Consider the following 24947-nt stretch of genomic DNA (forward strand, 5'->3'; position numbering starts at 1 on the left):
CCACATCACAACTCCGGGAGTCCAAGGTGAACGGACTATCAAGACTCGCGTCTACAGTTCCAACGGTCAAGAGGTTGACCGCCAAGAGTTGTCTAACGAGGAAACTCTAGCTCCCGTAACGCAAATTGTCAAAGTCGGAACAGCTAAGCCAAACATGGTACCGAACGATCCACCGCAAGCAGATGCTTTGCCAGAGTATCCCTTGACTTATACCGACGAAACTCGTGTAGAGAAAATTAACTTTAGCATTCGTGAAGAAGAAACCGATGAGCTTGTTCGAGATACTCGTCAAATCGCAACTCCGGGTGTTGAGGGTGAGCGCACGATTAAAACTCGAGTCTACAGTTCCAATGATCAGGAAATCGACCGTCAAGAACTTTCGAATGAAGAAACCTTGGCTCCAGTAACGCAAATTGTCAAAGTCGGCACGGCTAAGCCAACTATGGTACCGAATGAAGCTCCGAAAGCAGACGCGTTAGAAGAGTTCGATTTAATTTCACTGCATAATCTCTTGGCAGAAGCAGATCAGATTAAAGCTCAGACCCGTTATTTCAACGATAGTCAGAGTCATCAAGCTAACTATGATGCTGCTTTGACGGCTGGTCAAGCGATTCTGAGCCAATCCCAAGCTAGCCAAGCAGAAGTCAACCAACTGGTGGAACAAATCAATCAAGCCAAGGCGCAATTAAGTGGACTTGAAGTTGTTAAAACGGCTCTTCAGACTGAGTACGATTTAAATCCAACGGTTAAAACTTCGGTTAAATATAAGAATGCGGATTCAGAAAAGCAGACAGCTTATACTGACGAATTGACCAAGGCAGAGGGAGTTTTGAACGATCAAACAGCTACACAAGTACAGGTCAACCAAGCTCTTGTTAGTCTGACAGCAGCCAAAGAAGCACTAAATGGAGTGCCTAAAGTCAAGCCGACAGTTTCCATTCTAAGTCTGACTGAGAATACTGATGATAAGTCGGTGACGGTCCAATATAGATTGGAAGACCAGACCCAGTCCTTCCGTTCAGCGACTGCAGAATTGTACCAGGGAGACCAGCTGATTCGCACTCTTCCAATTACCAACTTTGCTGGCAGCTTGAAAATTGGCGACTTAGACTACTACACAGGCTACACTCTAAAAACTAAGTTGACTTATGAATTGGATAATGGTAGCTTTACTGAGTTTGAAACAGACAGTCGTAACTTTGAGCTAGAATACAAGAAGATTGCCTTCCGTGATATTGATTCCGTTGAGTTTTATCATAAAGAAAACGACCAATACAAGCGCTTTGTATCGATGAACTCTATGCCTACGGATCTGTCTACTTACTTCGTCAAGATCAAATCAAGCGAATCCAAGGAAATTCTCCTACCAGTTCACAGCATTTCTGAAGCAGAGAAAGATGGCAAGGCAGTCTATAAGGTTAATGTAACCCTTCCTGAACTCGTCCAAGAAAGTGAAACGGGCTATAAGTCTGGGCACGACTTCTACATCAGTAAGGCAGTCCCAAGCCAGCAAAATGTCTACACTAGCTTTGCTAGATTGGTAGACGCTATGAAGCGAAATATGGCAGGAAATTATGTGTTGGGAGCTGATTTGGATGCTAGTGAGGTTAGTCTTGCACCTGCAGATTATGTCTACCTCAAAGGGAACTTCACAGGTAGTCTGACAGGTAGTCATAATGGTAAGCAATACGCCATTTATAATCTAGCCAAACCTTTATTTGAAAACCTCAAGAGTGGGTCTACCATTTCCAATATCGACTTTAAAGATGTGAATATCGTGGGTACCTATGACTCAGCTGCGCTGGCACGCAATGCGGAGAATGCGCGAATCACAGATGTTTCTGTTCAGGGGAGAGTATCGGTAGTAGGAAATGCTTCTAACGTGGCGGGTCTAGTAGTTAATGGAACCAATACGAAAATTACAAATAGTTCCTTTACGGGAACTATCCTATCTAACAGTCAACACATCAAAGCTTATAATGTAGGTGGTTTGGTTGCAAACCTTAAAGGAGGAGAATCTCTTCTTAGCCAAAGTAAAGCAGATGTAACGATTATTAGTGGTTTACGATCAAATGAACAACGTATCGGTGGTTTGGTTGGACGTCTAGAAAACAATGCTCGAATCACCAAGTCGTATGTGACAGGAAAAGTATATAATGCAACCACTAGCGGTCAAATCGGTGGAGTGGTCGGCTCGAACTACTTTAATGGTTTAGTTGATAATGTGATCAGTAATGTTAGCGGTACAAATGTTTACAGTATTTCTGGGGATCAGGGCTACAAAAACGACCGCATTACGCAAGCATATAAAGTTGCTAAAAGTGAAACCTTGAAAAACGATCAGTTTGTTACTTCTACTATTACCCAAGAAGAAATGGAAGAAAAACTGGCTGCTATGGACATCACGACTAGCCTAGATGACACGAATCTAAATATGCGTTTTGTCGACTATGGTGAGGTAAACAATGCTCAATTCGACCGTGGATATTCTTATGCAAATATGGAGAAACTGCTTCCTTTCTACAATAAAGAAACCATTGTTTCGTTTGCGAACAAGATTCCGAAAGAGCATAAGTTGAATAAGGAGTACCTACTGGATGTTGTTCCGATGAAGGGTGACCAGGTTATCACTGATATCAATAGCAACAAGACCGGAATTAACCGTTTGATGCTTCACTACATGGACAATACCATTGATTACCTAGAAATATCTTATAAGGAAGATTTCGTAAATCGAGGTATTGCTGAGTATAGTATCAAGGGCTTAGACCTTCTTTATACTCCAGAAGCCTTTGTATCAGATTACACTAGTATTCTAAATCAAGTCTTGCCAGAGCTGAACAAGGTCGTTCTTGATTCGCCAGCTATGCGAACAGCTCTCGGAGTAGCCGCAGATACTTCTTTGGATGAACTATACTTAGACACTGCATTTACGCAAGTGAAAAGCAAGCTATCAGGTGAGCTCCGCAAAGTGCTGGCTATGGATAAGGCTATCAATACTGAAGGTGAAGTAGTTAAGGATTATCTTGTTAAGAAGATTCTTGCTGATAAAGAAGCTTTCCTATTAGGTTTGACTTACCTTAACCGTTGGTACAATATCAACTATGACAACTTTAATGTTAAGGACTTGTCGGCTTACAAGTTGGATTTCTACGGTAAGAATGACGTTTCGGTTCTTGATACAATCATTGCTTTAGGGAAATCAGGACTTGAGAATCTCAAGGCTAAGAACAACTATACAGCATATGATAATTCGCTCTCTGAAGCAACTGGCAAGCGAGGACTCTTCAATTACCTTGAAGGCTACCGTCAGCTCTTCCTACCATACAAGACCAATAATGAATGGCTCAAGACCAATACAAAAGCCTACATCATTGAGGCTAAGTCCGATGTGCCAGAAGCGAGACAGCTTCAGGACGCAGCCGAGGGCAAGAGCAAGTACTCTGTCGGTGTTTATGATAAGATTACTGCAGATAATTGGGAACACAAGGGCATGCTCCTGCCACTCTTGACCATGACAGAGAAGGGTGTCTATGCTATCTCCAATATGTCTACCCTCTCTATGGGAGCTTATGATCGCTATCGCCTGGATGCTAATAACAGGGTGCGCACAGACGCTGAGCTAGCTGAATATGTCGAAGACAGAGTGAGAAAAACAGCTGAATACCAGCGCGACCATTATGATTTCTGGTACAAGATTCTGAATCCAGAAAGCAAGGACAAGCTCTTCCGTTCTGTTCTGGTTTATGATGGGTTCTTCTTAACTGACAAAGCAGGACAAAGCTATTGGGCTCCAGCTAATGACAAAAAATCACAGGCTATGCAGGAATTCTTTGGACCAGCCGGCAAGTGGTATCCAAGCAAGGGCTACAATGCCTACGCTACGGGAAGTGTGACCCATTTTGATAGGGCACGATTATTAGAAGACTATGGAAACTCAGTCTACACGCATGAGATGACCCATAATTCTGACGGTGCAATTTACTTCGAAGGCTATGGTCGTCGTGAGGGCTTGGGTGCGGAACTCTATGCTCGGGGACTCTTGCAATCTTCGCCAAGCCCAGATGAACCAACCATTACGCTCAATACTCTCTTCAAGGTGGACAAGGATTCTAAGACACGTATGCATACCTATAATTTCAAGGAACGTGTTCAAAATGAAGCAGACCTACAACACTATGTCCATGGTATGTTTGACATGATCTACACCTTGGACTATCTAGAAGGTACTTCTATGCTGAAGCAGAGTGATGCTGCCAAGTTACAGTGGTTCAGGAAGATGGAGAATTACTATATTACAGATAAGTATGGAAAGGAGACCCACGCTGGTAACCAGACGCGAAGCTTTACTGCTGAGGAAATCAAGCAACTGAAGACCTTTGACTCCCTGATTGAAAATGATGTGATCACTCGTCGGGAGAATAAGGAAAGTGGGAAATATGGTCGAAATGGCTACCTCAGTCTCAGCCTCTTCTCACCAATTTACTCAGCCTTAAGCAATCCAAATGGAGCACCAGGTGACGTTATGTTCCGTCGCACAGCCTATGAATTACTAGCAGCCAAGGGCTACCATGACGGATTTGTCCCTTATGTTTCTGGTCAGTACTCTCAGGAAGCTTTCGATGAAGGGAAGAAAACGTGGGACGGATGGTCTGGAAGAGATGTTGGTCTCGTGACGGACCAGAAAGTCTTGGAAAATGTATTTAAAGGTGAATACACCTCTTGGGCAGCCTTCAAGAAGGCCATGTACAAGGAGCGAATTGATCAGCTGACCAAGCTGAAGCCAATTACCATTGAGTACGAGCTTAAAAATCCAAACAGTACCAAGAAAGTAACCATTCGTTCTTATGCAGAGATGCAGCAGTTGATGGACGCAGCCGTGGCAGAGGATGTACGCAACATTACCAATGCTACTAGCCGTGTCGAAGCTAGCTGGGTTAACCTGCTCAAGAAGAAGATTTACAATGCTTATCTTCGTGAGACAGACGACTTCAGGCAGTCTATTTTCAAGAAATAAGGAAACGATTCTGTTTGATTAAAATTTGAAAAATTCCTAGGTTTAAGGCTACCTAGGAATTTTTCTGTGGTTTCTCCATGATCTTGTTTGTGCATTCAATACCTGATTAGATAAGGATTTTGAAAGCGTAAATGAACTGAAAAGATTAGCAGTTTTTTGTGGCTATTATTTATAGCAAATAAATTGAATAATCTAGTAAATTTCGGTAGAATAGAGGGGATTCAAATCATGATGAAGGAAAGATTAGGAATGAAAAGAAATTATTTAGGAGAAAAGCACCAACGTTTTTCATTGAGAAAAGTTTCGGTTGGTTTGGTTTCTGCTCTGGTAGGCGTTTTCTACCTTTCTAGTGGAGGAGGTTCTCTTGCAAATGTAGCAGCTAGTGAACAGACGCCATCCGTCACAAAACAGATTCACTATAAGTACGTGACAGAGAGTGAACTCACGGACCAAGAGAAGCAATTGGTAGTCAAAGAATTGCCACAGTTTGCTGAGGAAACAGATGATACTTACTATTTGATTTATCGTCCGACGAGACAGTTGCCTGCAACTGGTCACAGCCAACTCATTAGCTCAATTGCAGCAGGGGCAGGCATTGTGCTACTGGTCGTAGCGATTAAACTGGGCAGAGATGATCGCAAGAAACTTGCTTCATTCATGCTTTTGACCAGTCTAGGAAGTCAGCTGATTGCGCCAACTTCCTTGGCTTTGACAAATCAAATGCTGGCAGACTATAATCAGGAATTGACTGTACAGGTCGGGGAAACATTGCAATCCCCACTTACGATTGAAGGCTACCAATATGTAGGGTATTTGAAATCTCAAAAAGAAGTAAACTCTCCAGTTGATGGCAAGAAAGAGTTGAATCATTCGGCTCCTATTGATACTCCAGTCCAAACTTCGAACGGAAGCCAAGCGCAGGAAGAGTATCGTGCTCAGAAACCAAGTGAAGCTCCTGTCTTTGAACAACCAGAGTTAAAGGTTGATAGTAAAGAAACGAGTCGTACAGAGATTATTCCTTTCCAAGTGGAGGAAGTAGAGGCGGATGATTTGCCGCAAGGTCAAACTGAGGTGATTCAGGCAGGGAAAAATGGTAGTCGTACCATCGTGACCCGCAGCTACCTTTTAAATGGTCAGGTGATCCATACAGAGGAGGTTTCCAATCAGGTAACGACTGAGCCGACTTCTGAGATTAGAAAAGTCGGAAGCAAGATCCCTTCTCCTACAAAACCAAGCCCAGGGGAGTCCGTTAGCGAGAAACCAACAGACGCTCCAATAAATGAAGTTCCAAGCTTAAACGTTGAAGAAAAAGATGTTACCACAACAGTGGCTGAACCCTACACTCGAGAACGAGTAGAGAGTGATAGCTTGCCAGTTGGCCAAATCAAGATAACTCAAGCTGGTCAAGATGGCGTGCGTACAATCGTCACCCGTCAGTACATGGTAGATGGAAAAGTAGAGAGAAGCCAGGAACTCTCTAACGAAGTGACGACTCCAGCGGTCTCAGAAATCGTAACAGTTGGAACAGGCCCTGTTAGCGAGAAACCAACAGACGCCCCAATAAATGAAGTTCCAAGCTTAAACGTTGAAGAAAAAGATGTTACTACGACGGTAGCAGAACCCTACACTCGAGAACGAGTAGAGAGTGATAGCTTGCCAGTTGGTCAGACCAAGATAACCCAAGCTGGTCAAGATGGCGTCCGTACGATTGTGACTCGTCAGTATTTAGTAGATGGCAAAGTAGAGAGAAGCCAGGAAATCTCCAACGAAGTGACGACTCCAGCGGTCTCAGAGATCGTAACGGTCGGAACAGCTCCTGTTAGCGAGAAACCAACAGACGCTCCTGTAAATGAAGTTCCAAACTTAAACGTTGAGGAAAAGGATGTTACTACGACGGTAGCAGAACCTTATCCAACTAAGGAAGTGGAAAGTGCAGACCTGCCTTTGGGGCAAAGGGAAGTTAGCCAAGCTGGTCAAGATGGTGTCCGTACGATTGTGACTCGTCAGTATTTAGTAGATGGAAAAGTCGAAAATACAGAGGAAATCTCTAACACTATCACAAAAGAAGCAGTTCCTCAGATTATCAAAGTCGGTACAAAACCAATTTCTACAAATGTGGATCACGCTCCTGTGGAACCAGAAAAAGGAACTCTCGACCTCGAACCCTTACACCAATTAGTGGAAGAGGCCGATAGCATTCAGAAAACGCATCAGTATTTCAATGATACCACTGCAGATCAAGAGTCTTATAAACAGGCAGTCGCAAATGCTCAAGCTCTCTTTGAGGCATCTCACGCTAGTCAAGAACAGGTTGATTCCTTGAAAAAGGCCCTTGAAACTGCTAAGAAAAATCTAGACGGCCCACCTGTTGATAAGAAAACTCTCGGAGTTGAATTTGACATGAAGGATGTGACTCAGTCTACAGTTGCTTACCAGTATGCTGATGAACAAGCCAAACTCCGCTATCGCCGTGCTCTAGATCAGGCCAAGCTCGTTTTGGACAATCCTTTGGCCAATCAAGCCTTGGTCGATCAAGTTCGGACGGATCTCGAGGCAGCTCGTCAAGCTCTGGATGGTGTCAAGAGAAAACCAATCCTCTCTCTAGTCCGTGTCGAGAAGGAAGAAGACAAACGCCAAGTTTCTCTTAGCTATCACTTGACGGATGCTACAGCTAGCTATCAATCAGCCAAAGTGCAGCTATACAAGGGTGAAACGTTAATTAAGGAAGTCGACCTTGCGGACCTCACTCAAAAATTGATACTTGGTGACTTGGACTACTATACTCCTTATACCCTCAAAACTGTCATGAAATATGACCTGGGTCAAGGGGAACAAACTAGCATAGAGGATCAACGTCCAGTTCAGCTTGATTATAAGAAGGTTGAAATCAAAGACATCGACCGCATCGAACTGTACGGTAAAGATGGCAGTCACTACCGACGTTACCTATCCTTGTCAGAAGTGCCGTCTGATTTGGACAACTACTATGTCCGCATTCAGTCAGACAAGTTCAAGGATATGCTCTTACCTGTTTCTAAGATTACTGATAAAGGCAATGCCTACTCCGTAACGGTATCAGCTAATCAGCTCGTCGAGGGAGAAGGGGACCATTATCGTCCAGATTACTCTTTTGAACTGCCGAAAACGCCTCTTAGCCAAGAAGGTGTCTATACGTCCTTCAAAGCGCTCATAGAGGCCATGAAGTCAAACCCGACTGGAAACTTCAAACTAGGAGCGGATGTTTCAGCAGATGAGATTCGGTTGGAACAGTCTGCGACAAGCTATGTTCCAGAAGAATTTTTAGGTAGTCTAACTAGCCGAGTGGATGGCAAAGATTATACCATCTACAACTTGGCAAAACCACTCTTTGCAACCTTGAAAAATGCCACCATCCAGCAACTGACCTTGAAATCGGCTGCAGTTACAGGCAAGGATTCTATAGGGGCCTTGGCTAGCAACGCTCAGAACGCCACGATTACGGATGTTTCTGTAAGTGGTAGTCTATCTGGGAACAAGCATATCGGTGGACTCGTAGGAGTTGCCCAAAACACAAAACTAACCAATGTTGCCTTTAAAGGGTCAATCACCAGCACCCAAGATGGGGGGCAGGAGTACAATGTTGGTGGCTTGGTTGGTAATTTCCACGGCAACCAATCACTGGCGCAGAAGAGTCAAGCAGATGTATCTATCCAAGTAACGGGTAGAAATGGAGACCAGCGTGTTGGAGGCTTGATTGGTCGCTTGCAAAATGGAGCTAGATTAGAAACTTCTTATGTGTCTGGTTCTATCCAAAATACTGGTCATTCTGGCCAAATCGGTGGAGCGATCGGGTCTACTTGGAACAATGGACAAGTCCGAAATGTCTTGACCAGTGTCAAAGTTCAAAATGGTCATGCGATGACAGGAGATCCCTATCCTGAGGCTTCTGTTCGGGACTCTTATGTTCTTGAAGGAACTACAGCAAATCGAAAAGATGAGCGTTTTGTCCGTTCTATCTCAGATGCCGATGCCCAAGCTAAACGTCAGTCTTTTGGAATCACTTCGAACTTGACGGACCAGGAGCCATTGCAGCAAGCTTACCAGCATCAAACAGACTATAGTCGAGTGAGGGGAGCCCAAGAGTCCAGAAAGCAAGCCTATGAAAATGTAGAAAAACTATTACCATTCTACAACAAAGACTTTATCGTTCATACAGCCAACCAGTTAGCTGAGGATGATAAACTTAACAAAGTAGCCTTGTTAGATGTGGTTCCGATGAAAGATGGGACACTGATAACGGACGTCAACAGCCATAAGGGTGAAATCAATAGACTGATGCTGCATTATGCAGATAAGACGATTGCTTATCTTGATCTGACCTACAAGGGTGATTTTGCCAATGGCCAGATTGTTGAATATAGCATCGCTGATAAGAATTTACTCTATACGCCAGAAGCCTTCCTATCTGACTATCAGACCATTAAAGAGAGTGTCTTGGATGAACTCAAAGCTGTGACCTATGACTCAACTGCAGTGCGTAAAGTATTAGGGATTGGTGAAACAGCTTCCTTGGATGATCTTTATCTAGAAAAAGCCTTTGAACAAACCAAGGCCGAACTAGGTCAGGAACTCCTCAAGGTGCTTTCAGTTGACAAGTCGATCAACACCCTAGGCCCTGCTGTAGCGGATGCAATTAGCCAAAAGATTCTGCAGAACAAAGAAGCCTTCATGCTTGGTCTGACCTATCTCAACCGTTGGTACAATGTCAATTATGGAACGTTCAACACCAAGGACCTTAATGCCTATAAGTTTGATTTCTTTGGTAATCAAGCCGCTTCGACACTTGATACCATTATCGCTCTCGGGAACTCTGGAATGGGCAATCTTCGAGCACAAAACAACTTCAATGCCTACCGACAATCCCTAGCCAAGGAAAAAGGCAAAGGAGACCTCTTTGCTTACTTAGAAAGTTTGCGTGAACTCTTCTTGCCAAATAAAACCAACAGTGAGTGGTTCAAGGAAAATACCAAGGCTTATATCGTAGAAGCTCGTTCAAGTCTGCCAGAAATTCAGGCTAAACAGGACAATGCAGATCGTAAGAGTAAGTATACAATCAAGGTCTATGACAGACTGACTCAGGGAGATTGGGGCTTCAAGCAAATGGTCCTCCAACTTCTGACCTTACCTGAAAGAGATGTCTTTATCATCAGCAATATGTCGACCATTGCCTTTGGTAGCTTTGGAAGCTACAGGAAAGAAGGTGGCAGAGTTCTCTCAGGCGAGGAACTCCATCGACACGTTGAAAAACTTGTGAATCAATCAGCTGAATGGCAACGAAACCACTATGACATGTGGTACAACATTTTAAGTCCAAACAGGAAAGATACCTTATTCAGACGGGTGATCGTTACAGACGGTTTCTTTGTTTACAATGATAAAGGCCAGCAATATTGGGCTCCGCGTAATGATAAGACATCTGTTGCTATGTACAATTTCTTTGGTCCTGCTGGGAAGTATCACGGAGACAATGGACTAGGGGCCTTTGCTAATGGTTATGAAGTCTTCTACGTCTATGACCAGATGCTGGGAGCTTCTGGTACCATGGTCTATACCCATGAAATGACCCACAACTCGGACGGTTCTGTCTATTTTGAAGGGCATGGTCGTCGTGAGGGTGAAGGACCGGAGAGCTTCGCTACAGGAATGTTAGAGTCTGTAACCAATGTTAGCGAAAAAGGTCTCGTGCTTAATAGCTTCTATCAGGGAGATAAAGATTCGACCACACGTTACCATACCTATGATCCTGTTGCTCGATTCTCCTCAGCAGATGCTCTTCGCGACTACATGCATGGAGTTTTTGACGTACTGAACCTTCTGGATTATGTAGAAGGGGATATTGTTACTGGAGTTCTAACTGATCAACAGAAAATGAAATGGTACCGTAAGGCTGAAAATTATAACTTTGAGAATACGTCTTATGGTAAGAAAGCCCATGCTGATGATCGAATCGTTCCAATAACAGCTGAAGAAGCAGCCAAACTAAAGTCTGTCGATGCTCTGGTTGATCATAATATCATTGGTCGTCGCGATGGTTGGGATACCGCTAGCTTTGGACGAAATGGCTACTACATCGTCAATATGTTTGCTTCCTTCTATGCAGCTCTGGACAATCCAACTGGTGCTCCTGGGGGACTTATGTTCCGCCGTAGAGCCTACGAATTGCTAGGAGACAAGGGCTACCAACAAGGATTTGTCCCATATGTATCTGGCCAATACTCCGGCCAAGCGCTTAAAGAAGGTAATAAGACCTACTCAATCTGGAACAGAGGAGATGTCGGTGTAGTTGGAGATGATCTAATCCTTAAAAACCTCTACGGTAGTCAGTATGAATCATGGAAGGATTTGAAGAAAGCTATGTTGAATGAACGATACAACAAGGCCCAAAACTTCCTTCGCCCTATCACCATTGAGTTTGAAGCAGGAAAACTAGATAGCAAACGACAAATTACAATTTCTTCTTATGAGGAATTACAAGATTATATGTACTTAGCAGTACTAGCGGATGCCTCAGCTAAGAACATTGATCGTGCTTTATCAGACAGCTCTAAGAGCAGTGTCGCCCAACTCAAGTATCGTATTTTCAATGCTTATCTACGTGCTACAGACGACTTCAGACAGTCTATCTTTGAAAGATAAGTCTCTTGCAAAAACAGCCACGAAAAAAGAAGATCACTTGGATCTTCTTTTTTTAGGGGAACGGCTTGCTTAGTATAAAAACGAATGAATTTACAAATAAATTGATACATGACATATTTCTTACTCTAAATGTCTGGATAGAAATTTGAAACCATTCACCATCTAGTATATTCATTTTGAAATTTCTTTTGTTTTTCATGAAAATATGATAAAATGATAGCTGTAAAAATTTTTAAGGAGATTCAGATGAAAACAAATACACTTGCTCGCGTAAATGCGATTTTTGGTCTTATTTCAGGTATCGTCTTGCTGTTGGCACCTCTTGTTATGTTTATGATAGCTGTCGGGGCTGCTGCGGCAACGGAGGACTCAGATGCAACAGTTGGGCTATTGACGATTTTTTCAATTATTTTGTCATTGGTAAAAATTGCTGTCTTGGTTTTAGGAATTGTAGCCATTGTTTATTACAAGGACGATGAGCGTGTGACGCCTGCACCGTCTGTTTTGTTTATCGTAGGTGGTTCTGTTGGATTGATCCCATTCTTGGGCTGGGTAGGAGGAATTCTGACAATCATTGGTGGATCCCTCTATTTTGGACTTTTGAAAAAATTCGAGATTCAAGAATAATGACTTTTTGTTAGGAATATTTTTAAATAAGAGAAGGCGATTAGCCTTCTTTTTTTGTCATCAAGCAGAGGTAAACTTGACAAGATAAATAAGTTTTTACATTCATAAAATTCAAAGCATTTATTTGGGACAAGGACCTTTTTTTATAGTATAATGATGAATGTAAATTACCTATATCAAAATATAATTCTAGTTATTTCCTTGATAGAGGTTGAAAAGTTGAGAGGATTTAGAATGAAAAAGATTTTTGGAGAGAAGCAGCATCGTTTCTCCTTACGAAAATTAGCAATTGGACTTGTATCAGCTTCGATTTCAAGCCTATTTTTTGTGTCCATTGCGAGTAGTGGGACTGTATTTGCTCAAGAAAATGTATCTGTTCACTACAAATATGTGACGGATACAGAGCTGAGTGGGCAAGAAAAAGACTTGATTGTCAAGGACATTCCTAAAATTGCGGAAGATAGTGAGAGCACCTATTATCTAGTCTACCGTATGGAAGAGAAAGCCCAGCTAGGTCAGTTGCCCAATACAGGTGGGCAGCATAGCCTTACTAGCGTTTTATCGGGTGGAGTCATGGCTTCGATCGGCCTCCTTATTTTTGTCGTATCGAAAAAGAAAGGCAAAAAGAAAGCTCTATTGAATGTGATTTTGATAACAGGGATGGGTAGTGGTTTGGTTTCTTCGGTTCAGGCTATCGAAAATCAGCTTTTGCTCCAGTACAATCAGGAATACCAATTATCCCAAGGAGATAGTCTGCCTTTGCCACGCACCCTATCGGGTTATACCTACCTAGGCTATATTAAGCAAGACAAGGACGCTAGTTTGCAAGAAACTGCTGCTAGAGGTCAGAAACCAGACTACACGGTTCAACCTCGTTTTCAGACCAATGAAGGTGGGCAAAAGGCAGGAGATGAGCAGAAAGCTACCTCTCCTACAACGCCTGCTGAGAAGCCAATCCCTTCTCAAGATTCATCCAATCAAAATCCGTCTGGTCTTGCTAGTGTAGATCCTCAAGACGAAGTCTTGGCTGGTCGCGTGAACAAACCAGAGCTCCTATACAAAGACCAAGAGATTGTAACCAAACTAGACTTTTCAGAAGTGGTTCAAGAAAATCCCGAACTAGCAGAGGGAACCATTCGTGTCAAACAAGAAGGTCATGCTGGGAAGAAGGTTGAAGTCGTTCGCATTTTCACTGTTGAAAACCAAGAAATTTCCCGAGAAGTTCTCTCGACCAATGTAGAAGAAGCCTTGCCACGTATAGTAGAAAAAGGGACTAAGAAGGCAGTTGTACCGAGTGAAGCATCTCAGTCTGCAAGAAAAGGAGAGCCTGAGACCCAGGCTTCCTTACCAGAATATAAAGGAGAACAAGCGGGAGCGATTGTAGCCCCTGAAACAGCTGAAAAACCAGAATATACAGGCACCCAAGCAGGAGCAGTCGTTGAACCCGAGCAGGTAGCTCCGCAACCTGAGTATCAGGGAACCCAAGCTGGTGCCATCGTCGAGCCAGAACAAGTTGAGCCAGAGGTTGGGGGCGTCCAGTCTGGGGCTTTGGTGGAACCAGAAATGGCTGAGAAACCATCCTATACAGGCGAGCAGTCTGGAGCAATCGTAGAGCCTGAACAGGTGCCACCAACACAAGAGTATACAGAAACTCAAGCGGGAGCGGTTGTTGCCCCTGAGACAACTGAAACACCAGAGTATACAGATACTCAATCAGGTGCTATCGTTGAACCAGAAATCCAGTCTTCCCTACCAGAATATAAAGGTGAGCAAGCAGGAGCCATTGTGGAACCGGAGCAAGTCGCTCCTCTTCCAGAATATACGGGCAATACCGAGCAAGTAAAACCGGAAGCTCCGACAGAAAAACCAAAAGAAAAAGATCCAGAGAAAACGCTTGAGCTAAGAAATGTTTCGGATCTGGAGTTGTATAGTCAGACCAATGGTACTTACAAACAACATGTTTCTTTAGACAGTGTTCCAAAGAATACAGAAACTTACTTTGTCAAGGTTAAATCTTCGGCAGTTAAAGATGTCTATCTACCAGTTTCTTCAATAACGGCAGAAACGAAAAATGGTCAGTCAGTTTATAAAATTACAGCCAAGGCTGAGAAACTCCAGCAAGAGCTAGAAAATAAATATGTCGATAATTTCACCTTCTATCTAGCTAAGAAGGCTACAGAGGAAACGACAACCTTTACTTCCTTTAGCAACCTCGTCAAAGCTATCAAGCAGAATCTCTCTGGAACCTATTATTTAGCAGCTAGCTTGAACGCCAACGAAGTGGAGTTGGATCCTGATGAAAAGTCCTACATCAAGGGTACCTTTACTGGTCAGTTGATCGGTGAAAAAGATGGCAAGCAGTATGCTATTTACAACTTGAAAAAGCCTCTGTTTGAAACTTTGAGTGGCGCTAGAGTAGAAAAATTGAGTCTGAAAAATGTCTCCATTTCAGGGAAAGATGATATCGGTTCACTGGCCTATGAAGCCCAGAATGGTACAAAGATTAAGCAAGTTCATGTCGATGGTGTTCTAGCAGGTGAACGTGGTATCGGTGGTTTGCTGGCTAAGGCGGACCAATCAAGTATCACAGAGAGCAGTTTCAAGGGGAGAATTATCAATACTTATGAAACGACTGCTGCCTACAATATCGGTGGTTTGGTCGGTCATTTGACAGGTGACAAGGCTTTACTTAGTAAGTCAAAAGCGACAGTAGCCATTTCATCCAACACAAATACTTCAGATCAGACTGTAGGTGGTCTTGCAGGTCTAGTAGATCAGGATGCACAGATCCAAAATAGCTATGCTGAAGGTGATATCAACAATGTCAAGCACTTTGGTAGAGTTGCGGGAGTAGCAGGCAATTTGTGGGATCGCACTTCTGGTGATGTAAAGCATGCTGGAAGTTTGACCAATGTCCTCAGTGATGTCAATGTAACCAACGGAAATGCCATTACCGGTTACCACTACAATGGAATGAAGGTGAAGGACACATTCAGCAGCAAGGCCAACAGAGTCTACAATGTCACCTTGGTCAAGGATGAGGTCGTCAGCAAAGAATCTTTTGAAGAAAGAGGAACCTTGCTAGATGCTTCCCAGATTGAAAGCAAAAAAGCAGCCATCAATCCTCTCACTCTACCAACAGTGGAGCCTCTCTCAACAAGTGGCAAAAAAGACAGTGATTTTTCTAAGGTGGCTTATTATCAAGCTAAGCGCGCCTTGGCTTATAAGAATATTGAAAAATTGCTACCTTTCTACAACAAGGCAACCATCGTCAAATACGGAAATCTGGTCAATGAGAACAGCCTTTTATATCAAAAAGAACTCTTGTCAGCAGTCATGATGAAGGATAACCAAGTCATCACAGACATTGTTTCTAACAAAGAGACTGCAAACAAACTCTTGCTTCACTACAATGATGATTTATCTGAGAAGCTGGATCTCAAGTACCAGAATGATTTCGCCAAATTAGCAGAATATAGTCTGGGCGATACAGGACTTCTCTATACGCCAAATCAATTCCTGTATGACCAATCTTCTATCATCAAGCAAGTCTTACCTGACTTACAAAAGGTGGACTACCACTCAGAAGCCATCAGAAAGACGCTCGGTATTTCTCCAAACGTTAAGCAAACAGAGCTCTATCTTGAAGACCAGTTCGCCAAAACAAAAGAACAACTGGAAGACAGTTTGAAAAAAATCTTGTCAGCAGATGCTGGACTTGCCGGTGACAACCCAGTCACCAAGGGCTATCTTGTAGATAAAATCAAGCACAACAAGGAAGCTTTGCTACTTGGCTTGACCTATCTGGAACGGTGGTATAACTTTAGCTATGGTCAGGTGAATGTCAAAGACCTAGTTCTGTACCATCTGGACTTCTTTGGTAAGGGAAATGCTTCACCACTAGATGCCCTGATTGAGTTGGGTAAATCTGGCTTTAACAATCTTCTAGCTAAGAATAATGTCGATACTTATGGTATCAGTCTTGCCAGTCAACATGGAACGACAGATTTGTTTAGCACGCTGGAACATTACCGAAAAGTCTTTCTACCAGAGAAAAGCAACAATGACTGGTTTAAATCACAGACCAAGGCTTACATCGTCGAAGAAAAATCCACTATCGAAGAGGTGAAAACAAAGCAAGGACAGACTGGTAGCAAGTATTCTATCGGTGTCTATGACCGCATCACTAGTGCCACATGGAAATACCGCAATATGGTCTTGCCTCTCCTAACCTTGCCAGAGAGATCCGTCTTTGTCATCTCAACTATGTCTAGTCTAGGATTTGGAGCTTATGATCGCTACCGCAATAGCGAGCATAAAGCGGGCAAGGCTCTCAATGATTTTGTAGAAGAAAATGCGCGTGAAACAGCCAAACGTCAGCGAGATCACTACGATTATTGGTATCGTATTTTAGATAATGAGGGACGTGAAAAACTCTATCGTACCATCTTGCTTTATGATGCTTATAAGTTCGGCGATGACACAACATCTGGAAAAGCTACAGTAGAGGCTAAGTTTGATAGTTCCAATCCAGCCATGAAGAACTTCTTTGGACCAGTTGGCAATAAGGTAGTACACAACCAGCATGGAGCCTACGCAACAGGGGATGGTGTCTACTATATGTCTTACCGTATGCTTGACAAGGATGGAGCCATTACCTATACCCATGAGATGACCCATGATTCGGATCAGGATATTTACCTTGGCGGCTATGGTCGAAGAAGTGGTTTGGGACCAGAGTTCTTCGCAAAAGGCTTATTGCAAGCTCCTGACCAACCAAGTGACGCAACCATTACCATCAATTCTATCTTGAAACACTCAACATCAGATAGTACAGAAGGATCCCGTCTTCAAGTCTTGGATCCGACAGAGAGATTCCAAAAGGCAGCAGATCTTCAGAACTATGTCCATAACATGTTTGACCTTATCTACATGCTGGAATATCTCGAAGGGCAGTCAATCGTTAATAAACTAAGTGTTTACCAGAAAATGGCGGCTCTCAGAAAAATTGAGAACAAGTATGTAAAAGATCCATCAGATGGAAATGAGGTTTATGCCACTAACGTAGTCAAAGAATTGACAGCAGAAGAGGCGCAAAAATTGACCAGCTTTGAGAGTTTGATTGACCACAACATCTTATCAGCTCGTGAGTACCAGTCTGGCGAGTATGAACGAAATGGCTACTATACGATTAAACTCTTTGCCCCAATCTTTTCAGCTCTCAGCAGTGAGAAAGGCACGCCAGGGGACCTGATGGGACGCCGAATTGCTTACGAACTTTTGGCTGCCAAAGGCTTTAAGGATGGAATGGTACCTTATATCTCAAACCAATACGAAGAAGTTGCCAAACAAAAAGGTAAAACTATCAATCTCTATGGTAAAGAACGAGGATTGGTGACCGATAAACTTGTATTGGACAAGGTATTTGAAGGCAAGTATTCATCTTGGGCGAATTTCAAGAAAGCCATGTACAAAGAACGTGTGGATCAGTTTGAAAACTTGAAACAGGTGACCTTTAAAGATCCGACAAAACCATGGCCAAGCTATGCGACCAAGACCATCAATAGTGTGACTGAATTGCAGGAACTCATGGATCAAGCTGTACTACAGGATGCAGTGGCTCCTCGTTGGAGTGACTATAAGCCAGAAATCGACAGTGCCGTTCATAAGTTAAAGAGAGCAATCTTTAAGGCCTATCTTGACCAAACAAAAGACTTCAGAACCTCTATTTTTAAGAAATAAGTTTTGGAGAATGAAAAGAGAGGACCGACTGGTCTTCTCTTTTTATAGCTTGATATCCCTGTTAGGAAGCTGGTATGAGATAGGTTTGTGTCTGAGAAGTCCTTTCGTTTCTGGAGCAAATATGGTAGAATGATAGCTACGAGAGAAGGAGGTTTTGATGGAGAGAGATAGATTGGTTCGACTCAATTGGAGACTGGGCATGCTGGCAGGAGTGACCTTACTTTTGGGGCCTGTCCTACGATTTTTGCTATCCTATACTGGGGCTCTCATCTATAAAGATCCTTCAAAGATGTTGGTCGTCACGGTTGCCTTTTCCCTGCTCCTGACATTTTTTAAGATTTTGATGATTGCATTAGGTACCTTTATGTTAATCTATTTCGAAGAAGACCAACAACTTCGAATGCTGCCATCTATTTTATTTATCATTGGTGGCGTGCTGGGCTTTCTTTCAGCGACCGAGTGGATAGGAGGATTTCTAATCATTAAAGGTGCTGTTACTTTTTCTAAATTTTTAAAAGAAGTCCGTGGCCTTATCTGATAGTCTAGTGAAACAATCCGTTTGAGGGTTGTTTTTTTATTTAAAGAATTATCTGGCGAAAGAATATGTTAGCAAAATGCTTTTTTTATAAGAAAACATGATGTGATACAACTTGAAAAAATAAAAAGAGAATATTATCAAACAATCTTTCATTACATCGTATTTAACATTCTATTTAAAAGCTTCCATTACTTTAGAGGGAGTCTTTATAAAAACTTCTAACCCTAATACTATTTTAAAAGTTATTCCACTGGGGTCTCAAAATAAAACAATTCCTGTTGATCATGTTGCAAGTGTAGATAGTTCATTTCGTCTTGATTTCAAATCATTTGCTTGGGATATAATTTTCGCTCTTATTGGCCTTTCAATGATGCAAAATTCATTTATCGGAGGATTGATATTAGCGGCTTATGGTGTATTAACAGTGCTAAGTGCTTTTCAAACTCTACTAGTTTTGCATCTTACTTCTGGTGGAACACATGTTGTCAGTGTGGTAGTATTTGAAAAAGCTAATCTTGAAAATTGCAAAGAAACAATTGAAGGTCTAATTCATAATCGTTACAATGATACTAATGTAACTAAGAATACTGATCGTATAATTGATGCTTTAAATAAAAAATAATTGCAATCGTTTCTTGATTGAATATCGCGAATTAATAATAACTAGATGAGAGGACACTGTTCTCTCTTTTTAGTTGATTTTAACTAGCTTTTTTGTGGAAAATTGTGTAAAATAGAATAGATAAACGAGGGAAACCTCGAAAAATAAAAGGAGAATCCATCTAATGGTAAAATTGGTTTTTGCTCGCCACGGTGAGTCTGAATGGAACAAAGCTAACCTTTTCACTGGTTGGGCTGATGTTGATTTGTCTGAAAAAGGAACACAACAAGCGATTGACGCTGGTAAATTGATCAAAGAAGCTGGTATCGAATTTGACCAAGCTTACACTTCAGTATTGAAACGTGCGATCAAAACAACAAACTTGGCTCTTGAAGCTTCTGACCAATTGTGGGTTCCAGTTGAAAAATCATGGCGCTTGAACGAACGTCACTACGGTGGTTTGACTGGTAAAAACAAGGCTGAAGCAGCTGAACAATTTGGTGATGAGCAAGTTCACATCTGGCGTCGTTCATACGATGTATTGCCTCCAAACATGGATCGTGATGATGAGCATTCAGCACACACTGACCGTCGTTACGCTTCACTTGACGACTCAGTTATCCCAGATGCTGAAAACTTGAAAGTGACTTTGGAACGTGCCCTTCCATTCTGGGAAGACAAAATCGCTCCAGCACTTAAAGATGGTAAAAACGTATTCGTAGGAGCTCACGGTAACTCAATCCGTGCCCTTGTAAAACACATCAAACGCTTGTCAGATGATGAAATCATGGACGTGGAAATCCCTAACTTCCCACCATTGGTATTCGAATTTGACGAAAAATTGAACGTAGTTTCTGAATACTACCTTGGAAAATAATCTATAAACAGAAAGCCTAGGATTCCTAGGCTTTTTTGTATCTAAGTTAAAAAAAGGCAATTTAGCTAATTGAAAAAGTATAAAATGAGAGGATATAGCTTATGAAATAGTAAGTTGTATGAATTAATCTTCTTTTGATTCGTAGCGCCAATGTTCGTAGTTATAGGTTGATAAGATTATATCCGTGATTTCTTCCGGTTCTTCTTGCGCTCCCCCAGCAATCCAAAGAGAAATAATCCCTTCAATACTTGATAAGAAGATTTCCAAAGCGTATTTGTGAGGAATTTGGAAGTTTTCTGATAAGAAATGACGAGTCGTTTCTTTTTTATTTTCAGTTAGAATAATGCTACTTAGAAATTCACGAATTGCACCACGAAAGTCTATGTAATGACTTTGGGACAAGGCGTTAATAAGGCGTTCGTTCGAACGTAATATATAGAAGTTGGCTAACATAAACTTTCTAGGCGATTCTCTTTCTTTTTCTAAAAAAATGTAGAGCTGGGAAATAATTTCACTTTTCAAACTGTCAATCATTTGATATTTGTCTTCATAGTGTAGATAGAAAGTTCCCCTATTAATTCCTGCCCGTTTACAGAGCTTACTAATTGATATATTTTCAAATTTATCCTCTGATAGCAGCTGAATCAAAGCTTCTTTGATGTCTTCCTTAGTAGTAGTTTTTCGTTTCTGAACCATTTTATCTTCCTTTTTATTAAATCAACACTTTGTTGATTTTTGATTATTGCTTTTTGACTTAGCCCATTATATAATATTTGTGATTTAGAATCAACATCTTGTTGATTTAAGAAAACGAGCTTTGAAAAGGAGATAAACGATATGGCTTATATTGAAATGAAACACAGCTACAAGCGTTATCAGGTTGGGGATACGGAGATTGTGGCTAATCGTGATGTGAATTTTGAAATTGAAAAGGGGGAGCTGGTCATTATCCTTGGTGCTTCTGGTGCTGGAAAATCAACGGTTCTCAATCTCCTAGGAGGTATGGATACCAATGATGAGGGAGAGATTTGGATTGATGGTGCCAATATTGCCAACTATAGTTCGCACCAACGAACAAACTATCGTCGTGAAGATGTAGGCTTTGTTTTTCAATTTTACAATCTGGTCTCCAATCTGACAGCCAAGGAAAATGTGGAATTGGCCTCAGAAATCGTAGCGGATGCCTTGGATCCAGAGCAAGTGCTCAAAGACGTAGGTCTGGCTCATCGCCTCAATAACTTTCCAGCCCAGCTTTCTGGAGGGGAGCAACAGCGAGTCTCCATTGCACGCGCTGTAGCTAAGAATCCTAAAATTCTCCTTTGTGATGAACCGACAGGTGCCTTGGATTACCAGACAGGGAAGCAAGTCTTGAAAATTCTCCAAGACATGTCTCGTCAAAAAGGAACGACGGTGATTATCGTGACCCACAATGGCGCGCTAGCCCCTATTGCAGATCGCGTGATTCATATGCGTGATGCCACGGTTAAGAGTGTGACGATTAATGAGAATCCACAGGATATCGATATATTGGAGTATTAGCATGAAAAAAACATATCGGAAAGACCTATTTCAGTCAGTGACGACTTCAAAGGGACGCTTTGTTTCTATCTTAACCTTGATGATGCTGGGTTCTTTAGCCCTAGTAGGACTCAAAGTGACTAGCCCAAACATGGAACGCACGGCAGGGGATTATCTCCGTAAAGCCAATGCTTTGGATCTGGCAGTGATAGCTGATTATGGCTTGGACAAAGAAGATCAGGACGAACTAAAGACCCTTCAAGGAGCAAGTGTTGAGTTTGGCTATATGGCAGACCTAACCGTTGAAAATGGTGAGGAAGCAGTTCGACTTTATTCCAAACCAGAGAGCATTTCAACCTTCCAAGTGATAGAAGGGCGACTTCCAGAGGCTGATGGGGAAATTGCCTTAGCTGATTTCTGGAAAGACCGCTATCAGATTGGACAGACAATCACCTTTAGCAAGAAAGAAGAGGGGAAGTCCTTTTTGAAATCCCAAACTTACACCGTTACAGGATTTGTTCAGTCAGGTGAGATGCTTTCTCAAGAAGACTTGGGAGGGGCTAGTAGTGGAAATGGAAGTTTGGCTGGCTATGGAGTGCTTGTAGCCAGTCGGTTTGATACAGAAGTGTATAGTATTGCGCGTGTGCGCTATGATGATTTAAAAAACCTGGATGCTTTTTCATCAGACTATAAGAGCAAACGTGCTCAACATCAGGAAGAATTGCAAGACTTGCTTGCCGATAATGGTCAAAAAAGATTGGCAAGTATCAAATCAAATGGGCAAAAGAGCTTGGAAGATGGGAAAGAACAGCTCCAAACTGCTGAAAGTAACCTTCAAAAAGGCAAGAGTCAGTTAGAGCAGGCTGAAAGTCGCTTGAAAACGCAAGAAGAACAAGTGACTGTTTTTCCTGAGCCTCAAAAGAGTCAAGCCACGGAGCAATTGACGAAAGCTAAGGAAGAATTGGCTACAGAAAAAGAAAAACTGGCTCAGGCAGAGAGTGATCTAACTAAGGAAAAAGAGAAGCTTGAACAGCGTCAGAAAGACCTTGATGAACTGGCAGAGCCGAAATACCACGTATACAATCGCCAAACCATGCCAGGTGGTCAAGGCTATCTCATGTACAGTAACGCTTCAGCAAGCATTCGTTCTGTTGGGAATATCTTCCCCGTGGTGCTTTATATGGTCGCTGCAATGGTGACCTTTACAACGATGACTCGATTTGTGGATGAAGAGCGTACCAATGCTGGTATTTTCAAGGCTCTAGGTTACCGGAATCAAGATATAGTTGCCAAGTTTGTCCTCTATGGTTTTCGTGCAGGAACTGTGGGAACCCTTATAGGAACGCTTCTTGGACATTATCTTCTTGCAGGCGTGATTTCGGATGTTATAACAGCAGGAATGGTCGTTGGGAAAAGCCAGGAGTATTTTTACTGGTCTTATAGCCTCCTTGCCCTAGCCTTGAGTTGGGTATCCAGTGTCTTGCCAGCTTATCTGGTGGCGCGAAGGGAGTTGCATGATGAAGCAGCCCAACTTTTGCTTCCCAAACCTCCCGTTAAGGGATCAAAGATTTTGCTGGAACGCCTGAGCTTTATTTGGAGTCATTTGAGCTTCACTCATAAGGTTACAGCGCGAAATATTTTCCGTTATAAACAACGGATGTTGATGACCATTTTTGGAGTTGCAGGTTCGGTGGCTCTCCTATTTGCAGGTCTTGGCATTCAGTCATCTGTGGGAGGAGTTGTGGAGCGTCAATTTGAACAAATCCAGCAATACCAGATGATTGTAGCGGAAAAGAGCAGTGTAACGGAGCAAGAAAAAGCAGATCTGGAAAGCGCCTTGCAAGCTGAGCCTATCCACGCTTATCAAAAGATTTACTCTAAATCTATTGAAAAAGATTTCAAAGGAAAAGCAGGACTTCAGACTATCACCATAATGGTTACTAGTGGAGAAGACTTCAATCCCTTTATCACATTAGAGGAAAATGGGCGAGAGTTGCAGGTCACTAATGGAGCGGTCGTGAGTCAAAAATTAGCCCAACTAGCAAGTGTTACGGTTGGAGACAAGCTAGAGCTTGATGGGAAAGAAATCAAGGTCGCGGCTATTTCTGAAAACTATGTTGGACACTTCGTTTATCTCAACCGAGCGACTTACGAACAAGTCTATGGAACCAGTCCGCAAGACAATGCCTACCTAGTGAAATTAAAAGAGCCAACACCATCCAATACGGAGAAAGAAGCTGCTGTCTTTATGAAAAAAGCTGCTGTTTCTGGAGTGGTCCAAAATGCAACGGCTATCCACCTCTTTGAATCTGTAGCCAATTCTCTCAATAAAACCATGGCAATCCTTGTCCTTGTTTCCGTCTTACTAGCCATTGTCATTCTTTACAATCTCACGAATATCAATGTGGCAGAACGTATCCGCGAACTTTCCACTATTAAGGTTCTTGGTTTCCATAATAAAGAAGTGACTCTCTATATCTACCGGGAGACTATGGTGCTGTCCCTTGTGGGGATTGTTCTCGGTTTGGTAGCTGGCCACTATTTACATCAATTTTTGATTCAAATGATTTCACCTGCCACCATACTTTTTTATCCACGAGTCAGCTGGGAAGTCTATGCTCTTCCAATCGTCGCAGTGATTGTGATTTTGGCTTTACTGGGCGTCTTTGTCAATCACCACTTGAGAAAGGTGGATATGCTCGAAGCCCTGAAATCAGTAGAGTAATTCACGGGTTTAAACAGTAAATCAGTTGACAAAGTCCCTGCTTCTTGGTAGAATAAGAACTGTCGTAAAGACAAATAACTTCTTCTTGGTTACAGGCATGCCAACCTGTCACTCGGATGAAGCCAAATAAAAAGGAGAAACATCATGGCAATCTCAAAAGAGAAAAAAAATGAAATCATCGCACAATATGCACGTCACGAAGGTGATACAGGTTCAGTAGAGGTTCAAGTTGCTGTCCTTACTTGGGAAATCAACCACCTTAACGAACACATCAAACAACACAAAAAAGACCACGCTACTTACCGTGGATTGATGAAGAAAATCGGTCGCCGTCGTAACTTGCTTGCATACTTGCGTAAAAACGACGTTAACCGTTACCGTGAGTTGATCAACTCTCTAGGACTTCGTCGCTAATCTTGCGTCTAAAACGTTTCTATACTTCGTTGCCTTCGCCTCGATGTACCATCAGTACGATCTTCGGCTTGTCGCCTAGTCTATAAACGTTTTATCCAGCAAGAATTATGATGCTAAGGGCGTTAAAAATCCGTATGAAAATAGGGAAACGACACAGTGTTCGATGAACACAAGGAGTTTCATCTTTTTCACTAGGATTTTAGCCCGAGCTCA

The 24947-nt window shown here is 42.3% G+C and carries 11 protein-coding genes; 10 read left to right on the top strand and 1 reads right to left on the bottom strand.

All coding sequences use genetic code 11. The annotated features are described in order from the left end of the window. The 7 genes from ADM50_RS01960 to ADM50_RS01990 all read left to right on the top strand — a co-directional run. Positions 1-5017, top strand: a 5017-nt coding sequence (locus ADM50_RS01960) for a ZmpA/ZmpB/ZmpC family metallo-endopeptidase (protein WP_049484350.1), incomplete at its 5' end; no start/stop codon positions are given. Positions 5018-5245: 228 nt separating this feature from the next. Beyond that, a complete protein-coding gene (locus tag ADM50_RS01965; protein WP_049484351.1) occupies positions 5246-11692 on the top strand; it encodes a ZmpA/ZmpB/ZmpC family metallo-endopeptidase in 6447 nt (2148 codons plus the stop codon). A 246-nt stretch (positions 11693-11938) separates the two neighbouring features. Further along, positions 11939-12319, top strand: coding sequence for a hypothetical protein (locus ADM50_RS01970; protein ID WP_000856378.1), 381 nt, complete (start codon positions 11939-11941; stop codon positions 12317-12319). Between the two features lie 234 nt (positions 12320-12553). After that, positions 12554-18061, top strand: a complete 5508-nt coding sequence (locus tag ADM50_RS01975) for a ZmpA/ZmpB/ZmpC family metallo-endopeptidase (protein WP_049484352.1) — start codon at positions 12554-12556, stop codon at positions 18059-18061. Between the two features lie 157 nt (positions 18062-18218). After that, on the top strand, positions 18219-18599 hold the full coding sequence (locus tag ADM50_RS01980; RefSeq protein WP_049484353.1) for a hypothetical protein: 381 nt from the start codon (positions 18219-18221) through the stop codon (positions 18597-18599). 367 nt (positions 18600-18966) lie between these two features. After that, positions 18967-19221, top strand: a complete 255-nt coding sequence (locus tag ADM50_RS09705) for a hypothetical protein (RefSeq protein ID WP_239684797.1) — start codon at positions 18967-18969, stop codon at positions 19219-19221. Between the two features lie 163 nt (positions 19222-19384). Then, the gene (locus ADM50_RS01990) at positions 19385-20077 is read left to right on the top strand and encodes a phosphoglycerate mutase (RefSeq protein WP_000240130.1); all 693 of its coding nucleotides are present in this window, start codon (positions 19385-19387) and stop codon (positions 20075-20077) included. Positions 20078-20200: 123 nt separating this feature from the next. On the opposite strand, the gene ADM50_RS01995 is transcribed toward ADM50_RS01990, so the two are convergent. Further along, on the bottom strand, positions 20201-20773 hold the full coding sequence (locus tag ADM50_RS01995) for a TetR/AcrR family transcriptional regulator (RefSeq protein WP_049484355.1): 573 nt from the start codon (positions 20771-20773) through the stop codon (positions 20201-20203). A 141-nt stretch (positions 20774-20914) separates the two neighbouring features. Between ADM50_RS01995 and ADM50_RS02000 the strand changes: the two genes are divergently transcribed. The 3 genes from ADM50_RS02000 (at position 20915) to rpsO (ending at position 24734) form a co-directional block, all read left to right on the top strand. Continuing rightward, the gene (locus ADM50_RS02000) at positions 20915-21616 is read left to right on the top strand and encodes an ABC transporter ATP-binding protein (RefSeq protein ID WP_049484356.1); all 702 of its coding nucleotides are present in this window, start codon (positions 20915-20917) and stop codon (positions 21614-21616) included. Then, on the top strand, positions 21612-24320 hold the full coding sequence (locus ADM50_RS02005; protein WP_193390675.1) for an FtsX-like permease family protein: 2709 nt from the start codon (positions 21612-21614) through the stop codon (positions 24318-24320). The genes ADM50_RS02000 and ADM50_RS02005 overlap by 5 nt, the downstream gene beginning before the upstream one ends. 144 nt (positions 24321-24464) lie before the next feature. Next, the gene (gene rpsO, locus ADM50_RS02010) at positions 24465-24734 is read left to right on the top strand and encodes a 30S ribosomal protein S15 (protein WP_001018251.1); all 270 of its coding nucleotides are present in this window, start codon (positions 24465-24467) and stop codon (positions 24732-24734) included. Positions 24735-24947 lie beyond the last annotated feature (213 nt).

The sequence above is a fragment of the Streptococcus oralis genome (assembly GCF_001075675.1).
Lineage (GTDB): Bacteria > Bacillota > Bacilli > Lactobacillales > Streptococcaceae > Streptococcus > Streptococcus oralis_V.

Excerpts from the sequence above, each read along its gene's own strand:
- ADM50_RS01965 (WP_049484351.1), top strand. The coding sequence starts at position 5,246 with ATGATGAAGGAAAGATTAGGAATGAAAAGAAATTATTTAGGAGAAAAG.
- ADM50_RS01970 (WP_000856378.1), top strand. The coding sequence starts at position 11,939 with ATGAAAACAAATACACTTGCTCGCGTAAATGCGATTTTTGGTCTTATT.
- ADM50_RS01975 (WP_049484352.1), top strand. The coding sequence starts at position 12,554 with ATGAAAAAGATTTTTGGAGAGAAGCAGCATCGTTTCTCCTTACGAAAA.
- ADM50_RS01980 (WP_049484353.1), top strand. The coding sequence starts at position 18,219 with ATGGAGAGAGATAGATTGGTTCGACTCAATTGGAGACTGGGCATGCTG.
- ADM50_RS09705 (WP_239684797.1), top strand. The coding sequence starts at position 18,967 with ATGATGCAAAATTCATTTATCGGAGGATTGATATTAGCGGCTTATGGT.
- ADM50_RS01990 (WP_000240130.1), top strand. The coding sequence starts at position 19,385 with ATGGTAAAATTGGTTTTTGCTCGCCACGGTGAGTCTGAATGGAACAAA.
- ADM50_RS01995 (WP_049484355.1), bottom strand. The coding sequence starts at position 20,773 with ATGGTTCAGAAACGAAAAACTACTACTAAGGAAGACATCAAAGAAGCT.
- ADM50_RS02000 (WP_049484356.1), top strand. The coding sequence starts at position 20,915 with ATGGCTTATATTGAAATGAAACACAGCTACAAGCGTTATCAGGTTGGG.
- rpsO (WP_001018251.1), top strand. The coding sequence starts at position 24,465 with ATGGCAATCTCAAAAGAGAAAAAAAATGAAATCATCGCACAATATGCA.